Annotated in this window: 9 protein-coding genes; 3 read left to right on the plus strand and 6 right to left on the minus strand. The window is 60.7% G+C overall.

All coding sequences use genetic code 11. The features are described from left to right. Positions 1-1,235: adenosylhomocysteinase (ahcY, locus tag NW820_RS03265; RefSeq protein WP_414406666.1), on the minus strand; the 1,235-nt coding region annotated here is incomplete at its 3' end. Positions 1,236-1,329: 94 nt separating this feature from the next. Here ahcY and ruvX point away from each other — a divergent pair. Next, positions 1,330-1,842: a Holliday junction resolvase RuvX gene (gene ruvX / locus NW820_RS03270; RefSeq protein ID WP_011433350.1), complete on the plus strand. Its 513-nt coding sequence runs from the start codon at positions 1,330-1,332 to the stop codon at positions 1,840-1,842. Positions 1,843-1,982: 140 nt separating this feature from the next. Further along, complete coding sequence (locus NW820_RS03275) at positions 1,983-3,200, plus strand: NAD(P)/FAD-dependent oxidoreductase (protein WP_414406667.1); 1,218 nt, start codon at positions 1,983-1,985, stop codon at positions 3,198-3,200. Here NW820_RS03275 and proC read toward each other — a convergent pair. The 5 genes from proC to speB form a co-directional block, all read right to left on the minus strand. Continuing rightward, on the minus strand, positions 3,197-4,000 hold the full coding sequence (gene proC / locus NW820_RS03280; protein ID WP_414406668.1) for a pyrroline-5-carboxylate reductase: 804 nt from the start codon (positions 3,998-4,000) through the stop codon (positions 3,197-3,199). The two genes, NW820_RS03275 and proC, sit on opposite strands and share 4 nt — an antisense overlap. Positions 4,001-4,005: 5 nt before the next feature. Then, a complete protein-coding gene (locus NW820_RS03285) occupies positions 4,006-4,581 on the minus strand; it encodes a cell division protein SepF (protein WP_011433347.1) in 576 nt (191 codons plus the stop codon). A gap of 578 nt (positions 4,582-5,159) precedes the next feature. After that, a complete protein-coding gene (locus NW820_RS03290; protein ID WP_414374881.1) occupies positions 5,160-5,843 on the minus strand; it encodes a YggS family pyridoxal phosphate-dependent enzyme in 684 nt (227 codons plus the stop codon). 103 nt (positions 5,844-5,946) lie between these two features. Then, a complete protein-coding gene (locus tag NW820_RS03295; RefSeq protein ID WP_011433345.1) occupies positions 5,947-6,795 on the minus strand; it encodes a prohibitin family protein in 849 nt (282 codons plus the stop codon). 72 nt (positions 6,796-6,867) lie between these two features. Next, complete coding sequence (gene speB, locus NW820_RS03300; protein WP_414351076.1) at positions 6,868-7,791, minus strand: agmatinase; 924 nt, start codon at positions 7,789-7,791, stop codon at positions 6,868-6,870. Positions 7,792-7,985: 194 nt separating this feature from the next. Between speB and NW820_RS03305 the strand changes: the two genes are divergently transcribed. Further along, positions 7,986-8,738, plus strand: coding sequence for a DUF561 domain-containing protein (locus NW820_RS03305; RefSeq protein WP_011433343.1), 753 nt, complete (start codon positions 7,986-7,988; stop codon positions 8,736-8,738). Positions 8,739-8,740 lie beyond the last annotated feature (2 nt).

Genomic DNA, 8,740 nt, shown 5'->3' on the forward strand with positions numbered 1-8,740 from the left:
GTGAGGCTGTCGATTTGGATCCCCATGGCCTTGAGCTTGAGGCGGGCGATGGCCTCGTCCACCTCGAGAGGAATGGGGTGAAGCCCTGGGGCCAAGCGGCCCCGGTTTTTCACCAGGTATTCGCAGGCCAGGGCCTGGTTGGCAAAGCTCATGTCCATGACGCTGGCGGGGTGCCCTTCGGCAGCAGCCAAGTTAATCAGGCGGCCTTCCCCCAGCACCACCACTGACTTGCCCGACTGCAGACGGTATTCTTCCACAAAGGGGCGCACCGTCTGTCGGGAGACGGCCCGCTCCTGCAGCGCCACCAGGTCGATTTCAATGTCAAAGTGGCCGGCGTTGCAGACCATCGCCCCATCCTTCATGCGGTCGAAGTGCTCGCCGCGAATCACGTGCTTGTTGCCGGTGACGGTGATGAAGATGTCCCCCAGAGCAGCGGCTTCTTCCATCGGCATCACCCGGAAGCCGTCCATCACCGCCTCCAGAGCCCGCACCGGGTTGACTTCCGTGACAATCACCTGGGATCCCATGCCGCGGGCCCGCATGGCCACTCCCTTGGCGCACCAGCCGTAGCCAGCCACCACCACCGTCTTCCCGGCCAGAAGGATGTTGGTACAGCGCAGGATCCCGTCCAGGGTGGATTGGCCGGTGCCGTAGCGGTTGTCGAACAGGTGTTTGGTCTCGGCGTCGTTGACGGTCATCACCGGGAAGCTGAGCACCCCCGCCTTGAGCATGGCCCTAAGGCGCACCAGGCCAGTGGTGGTCTCTTCCGTGGTGCCGATGAGCTCCGACAGTTGCTCCTGACGGTGCTGCACCAGCTCCGCCGTCACATCTCCGCCATCGTCGATAATCAGGTTGGGGCGGTGATCTAGGGCAATCTGGACATGGCGGCGGTAGGTGGCCACATCTTCTCCTTTGAGGGCAAACACCGAAATGCCATGGTCCGCCACCAGGCTGGCGGCCACATCGTCTTGGGTGGAAAGGGGATTGCTGGCAATGAGAACGCTATCCGCCCCCCCTGCTTGTAGAGCCAGGGCCAGGTTGGCCGTTTCGGTCGTAATGTGGCAGCAGGCCACCAAGCGCAGCCCGGCAAAGGGCTTTTCTTGAGCAAAGCGCTCCCGGATCTGGGCCAGCACCGGCATCTCCCGCGCCGCCCACTGGATCCGTTGCTTGCCCAGGGGGGCGAGGTTCAGATCTTTCACTTCATGCTTCGGGAGAGACAGGGTAGCGCTGGTCATCGAGTGTTGCTCCAAACAGGGTCATCGAGAGAGGATAGGGGAACGGAAACTGCAAGCCCCAAAGGGGGCCAGGCAGCCATAAAGATCAGCAAGGATGTCGATAAGCCTGAACTATTCTGCCACAAGGGATCCCCTTTCAGCGCTGGGGCTGGATGTAGGCAACCGCCGCATTGGCGTGGCCGGCTCCGACCGGCTGGGGCTGCTGGCTACTGGCCTGGGGGTGATCCAGCGCCGTTCCCTCTCAGAGGATATTGCCCAAGTGCAGGAGTGGATCCGCCGCCGCCAGGCCACCGTGGTGGTGGTGGGGATCCCCCTTCTGGCGGATGGGTCGGTGGGATCCCAGGCCCGCAAAGTCCAGCGGTTCGTGCGCGCTTTGCAGGTGGCCGTGGATCTTCCCATTGTTACCGTCAACGAATACCTGAGCACCGCGCAGGCGGAGTGGGATCTGCGCGAGGCGGGGATCCCGGCCAAAGCCCAGAAGGGCTTAATCGATCAGCAGTCGGCGGCGGTAATTCTCCAAACTTGGCTGGACGAGCGACGGGCTTCCCTGTCAGAAGTGCCGGCTTGGCAAAGCTGGGGCAACAAAGACTACGCTGGAGAAGTCTAGCCGGGAAAGTTTAAATCAATTCAAGCCCAAGGTGGGCCATCCCTCGTTGCCCCTTCTGCATCAGCAGGGTGTGATTGTTAAGTCGGGGCCTTTCGCGCAACTTTGATAACGTCTGATAACGTCACGTGAACCATCCGAGCATGAATCGCATTTGCATTCTTGGGGGCGGCTTTGGCGGGTTGTACACAGCTTTGGAACTGAGCCGGCAACCCTGGCCAGAACCACCCCAGATCACCTTGGTCGATCGGCAGGAGCGGTTCGTCTTTGCCCCCCTGCTTTATGAGCTGCTCACCGGAGAAATGGAAGACTGGGAGGTGGCCCCCCGTTTTCAAGATCTGCTGCCCCCGGGATCGGTGCAGTTTCGCCGGGGATCCGTCCGGGCTATCGACCCTCAAGCCCGCCGCGTGGAGCTGGAAGATGGGCAAAGCTTGGAGTACGACGCGCTGGTGCTGGCGCTGGGGGGAGAAACCCCTCTGGAGAGCGTTCCGGGAGCGGCGGAGTTTGCTTTTCCCTTTCGCACCCTGGCAGATGCTCAGCGGCTGCGCGCCCACCTGAAGGCGTTGGAAGACCGGGATCCGGCTCAGCCTGTGGCTCTGGCTATCGCAGGAGCAGGGGCCAGTGGCGTGGAACTGGCCTGCAAATTGGCAGATCGGCTGGGCTGGCGGGGACGGATCCGCCTCATCGAGTTGGGATCCCAAATCTTGTCCGGCTTTGCTCCCTCCAGCCGGGAGGCGGCCCAAGAGGCGCTGGCCCAACGGCGGGTGCAGGTGGAGTTGCAAACCAAGGTCTTGGGCATCGAGGCCCTTGGCGAGAACGGCGCCCCTCCCTTCCATCTGCAGCTGCAACGGCTGGAGACCCAGGAGATCGCCACAGATCTTGTGGATGCTGTGCTGTGGACTGTCGGAACCCGACCGGCAGCGGTGATTGCCAATTTGGATCTGCCCAAAACGGAGCGGGGACGGCTACAGGTTTTGTCCACCCTACAAACCCCCACCTTCCCAGAGATCTTTGCCTTGGGAGATGCAGCGGCGGTGGTAGATGCGGAGGGACAGCCGGTGCCGGCCACAGCCCAAGCGGCTTTTCAACAGGCCGGTTATTGCGCCTGGAACCTGTGGGCTTTGCTCACCCGCGAGCGGCCTCTCTTGCCCTTTCGCTACTTTTCCTTGGGGGAAATGCTCAGCCTGGGGGTGGATACGGCGGTGCTTTCTGCCCTTGGCGGACTCACCCTGACCGGCCCCCTGGGCTATTTGGCCCGGCGAACTGCCTATCTGGTGCGCCTGCCCACACTGGAACACCAGCTCAAGGTGGGATGGAATTGGATCACCCGCCCCCTGTGGCAAGGGCTGCTGGCCCGCTAGGATCCCTGTAACTGGCAAGAGCGCTCGTAGGCCGCTCGCACTGCCTGCATCAGGGCTCCCCGCACCCCCGCCTGCTCCAAGGCTTGGATCCCGGCAATGGTCGTCCCCCCTGGACTGGTGACCCGGTCTTTGAGAACGGCAGGGTGCAGATTTTCTTGCTGCAAGAGGGCAGCAGTACCCGCCAAGGTCTGCAGGGCCAACTGGGTAGCAATGGGACGCGGCAGCCCCACCTGTACCCCTCCGTCGATCAGCCCTTCCAGAATCACCGCCAGATACCCCGGCCCGGAACCCGAAAGTGCCGTCACCGCATCCATCTGGCTTTCGGCCACCGTCACCACCTCGCCCACCGCGCGAAACAGCTTCTCCACCTGCTCCACCTGCATAGGCGTCACCCCTGGCCCGTAGCTGATGGCCGTTATGCCCGCCCCCACCAGCGCCGGCGTGTTGGGCATCGTGCGCACCACCTTTTGTTTGGGAAAAGCCTGCTGCAACTGCTGCAAGGGGATCCCGGCCATAATCGAGATCACCAGCTCTGTGGCGGACAGCCGGCCCATCTCAGCCACCACTGTCGGGAAGAGCTGCGGTTTAACGGCCAGAAACAGAATCTCAGACTCTCCCGCCTGGGATGGATCCGCCAACAATCGGATACCCAGCTCCTGCTGCAGGGCCACAGCCTTGTCCAGATCGGGCTCCCGCAAAGCCATCTGAGCTGCAGGATAAACTCCCACAGCTACCCAACGCCGCAGCAGGGCGGATCCCATGGCTCCACCCCCGATAACACTTAGCAGTGGCCGCTCCATAGCAACTAGTGCTGACCTACTGCCTGCAGATGCTCATAGGTGCTGGGCCAGAGGGGGGTAGGGCTTTGCAAAGGGCGCTGCAGCGGCTGCACCACTTGGCTACTGGGGGTGGAAACCATCACCGTGCTGGGGGTGAACAAAAAAATGTTCTCTCCGATGCGCTCTTGGTGGCCATCGATGGCGTAGGTGCCGCCGGCAACGAAATCCACAGAGCGCTGCGCCTCAGCGGGATCCATTAGGGTCAAGTTCATGATCACCGTCTTGCGCTCCCGTAGGTACTGGATAACCTGAGCCATCTCATCGAAGCTGCGCGGCTCCATCACCACCACTTCACTGGTGGGTGGGTTTACGCCCGGTAATCCAATCACGTTGCTCCCCATACTGCCCCCTGCTGAGCGATCCCGATGCTGACTGCGCCGATGGCCCCGCGACTCTTCTCGACCGGCAGAGCCCTCCCCCGCTTCCACTCCCCGTTGCCGCCGCCCTCGCGGAAGGGTACTCACTTCCTCCTCTTCGGGGGGAGCAGCCGGTTGGGAACGGCGTCCCTCGTAGAGCAGTTGGTAATCATCCTGCCCTTCCATTTCAGAGTACTCCTCCAGGCCGTCCACGGGATCATTCAGACCCACAAAATCTCTTACCCTGCTCCAGATTCCATTGACATTCATATGCACATCCTCACTACAGGTCATGGGTTTACGGCGAGCGTAGGATTCAGGCTCTTGATTGGATCCTGAGTGGCTCACTCAAGCTAGGGGGCGTCCTTTTATTCTCGGTCAAAGTCTTTCAATAGGCTGAGACAGGGTTTGCTCAGGAAGCTGCCGAAGCAGGTGGGGGCTAACGTAGGTTAACAAAACCCCATTGATTCGACGACTAGAGTTTACCCAGAAGAAGTGAAGATGTCATCTCACTTGCCAAGCCGTTGTTTGGCAGGATTGAACTCTGCTCCCCGTCTGGATTGAGCCCACGTTAACGGAAGTAACGCAAATGATTACAAATTTCCCCAAAATTTCCCCAATAGGGCAAATCCTGGGCGGGATCCCCCCGCTTTTGATCGAGCCAAGCCGAACTCTCGCCCCGAAGGTACCCCGCAGGGCGACTCCGGAGTTCGCGGCTTTACACAAAATTTAATCACAATTTAACGGCTTCACAGAGGTCACATCTATTCCTGCTCGGCGTCGGCAAACAAAGCGCGCCCCAGCCGGATCAAGTTAGAGCCTGCTGCCACCGCCAGGAGGTAATCGTCGGACATGCCCATGGAGAGGGTGTGCACCTGCAGATGTTCATAGCCGCTGCGCTGGATGTAATCGGCCAGTTCGGCCAGCTTGCGAAACAGGTCTAGGGCCGCCTCTGAGCTCAAGCCCAAAGGCAAAATGGTCATCAGGCCCACAATTTGCACCTGCAGCAGTTGGTTCAGTTCGGGGAGGCTCTGCAACAGATCGGGGATGAGCCAGCCGAACTTATTGGGATCCGGAGCCAATTTAACCTGCAGGCAAAGCTTGGGGGTGAGGTGCAGCTCCCAAGCCTTTTGGTTGATCAGCTTGGCCAGGCGCAAGCTATCGACGCTGTCAATCCAGGCAAATTGCTTGAGGGCCGGTTTGACTTTGTTGGTCTGCAGATGCCCGATCAAGTGCCAGACGATATCGGTCAGATCTTGCAGTTGCCCTTGTTTGACGGCGGCCTCTTGCACTCGACTCTCCCCAAAGTGGCGGATCCCAGCCCGATAGGCGGCGCGGATGTGGTCGGCACTGTAGCCTTTGCTCACTGCCATGATCTCCACATGGTCTGGGATCTGGGCTCGGATGGCCTGAATGCGGCTGTGGATGAGCTGCTCGTCAAGGGGCATCGTCAGGTCAGCAGGCCGGGGATCTCTATCCCCATTCTCGTTCCAATTGGCAACAATGCTCTGGGATAGATTTTTGCAGAACCCAGAGCCAACGGGCTGTCCGCTACCGCTGCCAGGGATCCGGTCGGGAGATGATCACGCGGGTGCCGGGCGCCAGTTTGCGCGCGTAGTCCAACTGCACCACTTCTGGGTTTTGCTTCAGGGCTTCCCCCTGGAGGCGAATGGCTTGGGCTTCTCCTTCTGCCAGGATCACCAATCGTTGTTTTTCCAGCTCTGCTTTTTCCACGAGGAAGCGTTCCCGCTCTTTCTCTTGCTCGGCAATTTGCTTTTGCTCGATGGCCGTTTGGAATTGGTCGGAGAAGCGGACATTGCGCAGCAGCACGTTTTGCAAGATCAGGTCATTCTCAGCAAAAATGCTGGAGAGCTGCCGCTCCACATTTTCCTGGATCTGCTCGCGTTCTTCCGAGAAAACGGCGATGGCGCGGTGCAAAGCCAGTTCATTGCGCACCACCGTCCGCACCTCTGGGCGAATCACTTTGTCCACGTAGGAAGGGCCAATGGTCTGGTGCAGGTGGGCCACTTGGTCGGGATCCAAGCGAAAGCGCACCGAGACATCGAGGGAGATCTGCTGGCCGTCGGCGCTGAGCACTTTCAACGCATCATCCCCCTGGTTTTCGGAGCGTTGGGAGGCCATGGTGTAGGTTTGGGTGCGCACGTCGTAGAAGATAGGCGTTTCCACCAGCGGCAGCAGGAGGTGCAGCCCTTCTCCCAGCGGCTGCGGCTTCAGCCCCGTCAGGGAGTTGAACACCACGGCCCGTGTGCCGGCAGGCACCACCACCAAGCACTGCAGCAAGGTGGCCAAGAGGATCAGCAGCAATGCCCCACCCACCAAGGGAATCCAGGACAAAGCGGGAAGTTCAAAAGCAGGACGACGGGGGTGGGCCGATTTCACAGGTGTGTTACCCAAAAACCTAAAGAACTCGAACAGGTGCCCCGGGGATGGCCGGCCAAGCTCTTCTTGAGCTTAACCCAAGGCCGCAGCCAAGATCTGATAGGCCAGTTTGGCGACCGTGAAGGCGCTGCGGCGATCGGTTTCCCGTTCCCCCGTGACCGACAGCTCGACCACATCGGCGCCGACAATTTGCCGTTGCTGTCCTAGCGCCCGGATCAGCTCCACCGTCTCCCACCAGCCCAAGCCGCCGGGTTCGGGGGTACCGGTGGCCGGCACCACAGCGGGATCCAGCCCATCCACATCCACCGTCAGGTAAACCTGGGGGCCCAAGGTGGCGATCACCTCTGGGATCCACTCCTGGGCTGGCTTGGTGTGCAAGCTGTGGGCAAAAAAGGTGTGCAGACGGCGCTCGCGAATGGTCTGGCGGTCTTCGGCGCAGATGGAGCGGATCCCCACTTGGGTGAGGCGGCTGCCCACTTGCTCCACCACGCGGGCCATGGCAGAAGCATGGGAATAGCGGGATCCCTCGTAGCTATCTCTCAGGTCGCAGTGGGCATCGATTTGCAGGACGTGCAGCTCCGGATAATGGGCCAGGTGGGCAGCAATCAGGGGCCCGCTGATGGAGTGCTCCCCACCAATGGAAAGCAGGAACCGCCCCGGTCTCACCCACTCGGCAGCGCGACGCTGGATTTCGGCCATAGCCAGCTCCTGGGCGGAAGATCCCAGACCTTCCAACTCCACCGGGGGGGCCGTCCAGTAGCGGGAGATCTCTTCCGAGAAGTCGGGGTGAAGAGCTGGCTGGCGATCCCGTACCTCGTCGTAGATCTCCACATAGGCAGAAGCCTGCAACAGCGCCTGAGGGCCTTTGGCGGTGCCTTTGCCATAGGAGGTGGTGGCCTCGTAGGGGACGGGCAGGAGAATTGCTTGGGCCATCTCCGGATCCGGCTCAGGCAGGCCCAGGAAGGGGAAGGGAGAGCGATACATGATGGCTTGCAAGAAGGGATCCCTATTCTATTGAATCTATTGAAGAATTGTGGTGAGCCAAAAGGACTGGGATGATGGGGTAAAGAGGGATCCCTTGTGGGATTGAGGCAAACCCTCTAGACTGAGCAAAGGCTTCCCCAAGCCTAGCTTTAGCAGCCGTTTGTTTTCACTCCTCTTAGACTGCCTTTCCACAAGCTGACGAGCCTATGACCACTGCCTCTCACGCTGCTCTTTTCGACGCTCTGGCCCAACGTCGGGCCCTCAAGATCATCAGCGGTCTACAAAACTTCGACCTGCAGTCGGTTCTGAGCATCACCCGCGCCGCCCAACAGGGAGGGGCCACTTGGGTGGATATCGCTGCCAGCCCCGAATTGGTGCAGCGGGTACGCGCCCAGATCGATCTGCCCATCTGTGTGTCGGCGGTGGAGCCGCAGCAGTTGGCCGCAGCCGTACAGGCAGGAGCAGACATGGCCGAGATCGGCAATTACGACAGCTTCTACCCTTCAGGCCGCATCTTCTCCGCAGCGGAAGTCCTAGACCTTACCCGCCGAACCCGCTCTCTTCTGCCCCGCACGCTCTTGTCGGTAACCGTTCCCCACACTCTGCCTCTGAATCAACAGGCAGAATTGGCCGAGAAACTGGAGGATCTGGGAGCCGATCTCATCCAAACCGAGGGCAGCACCAGTGCCGAGCCGGTTCACGGGGGATCCCTGGGCCTGATCGAGAAGGCTGCCCCCACCCTGGCCGCCGCCTATGAAATTAGCCGTGTCGTCTCGGTACCGGTTATCTGCGCTTCCGGCCTCTCGACGGTAACAGTGCGCTTGGCCATTGCTGCCGGCGCTTCAGGTGTAGGGGTGGGCAAAGCTGTCAGCCGGCTCCAGGATGAAGTGGCCATGGTGGCTCAAGTGCGGGCATTGGTGGAGGCCTTGGGAGGATCTCGGATCCCTGCCCTTGTCTAGGT

The organism is Synechococcus sp. R55.7, assembly GCF_047461955.1.
In the GTDB taxonomy this organism is placed as follows: Bacteria; Cyanobacteriota; Cyanobacteriia; order Thermostichales; family Thermostichaceae; genus Thermostichus.

Bases quoted from the DNA above. Each gene is read 5' to 3' on its own strand.
- ruvX (WP_011433350.1), top strand. From the start codon at position 1,330: ATGTCGATAAGCCTGAACTATTCTGCCACAAGGGATCCCCTTTCAGCG.
- NW820_RS03290 (WP_414374881.1), bottom strand. From the start codon at position 5,843: ATGCCCCTTGACGAGCAGCTCATCCACAGCCGCATTCAGGCCATCCGA.
- NW820_RS03285 (WP_011433347.1), bottom strand. From the start codon at position 4,581: ATGGAAGGGCAGGATGATTACCAACTGCTCTACGAGGGACGCCGTTCC.
- NW820_RS03275 (WP_414406667.1), top strand. From the start codon at position 1,983: ATGAATCGCATTTGCATTCTTGGGGGCGGCTTTGGCGGGTTGTACACA.
- proC (WP_414406668.1), bottom strand. From the start codon at position 4,000: ATGGAGCGGCCACTGCTAAGTGTTATCGGGGGTGGAGCCATGGGATCC.
- NW820_RS03305 (WP_011433343.1), top strand. From the start codon at position 7,986: ATGACCACTGCCTCTCACGCTGCTCTTTTCGACGCTCTGGCCCAACGT.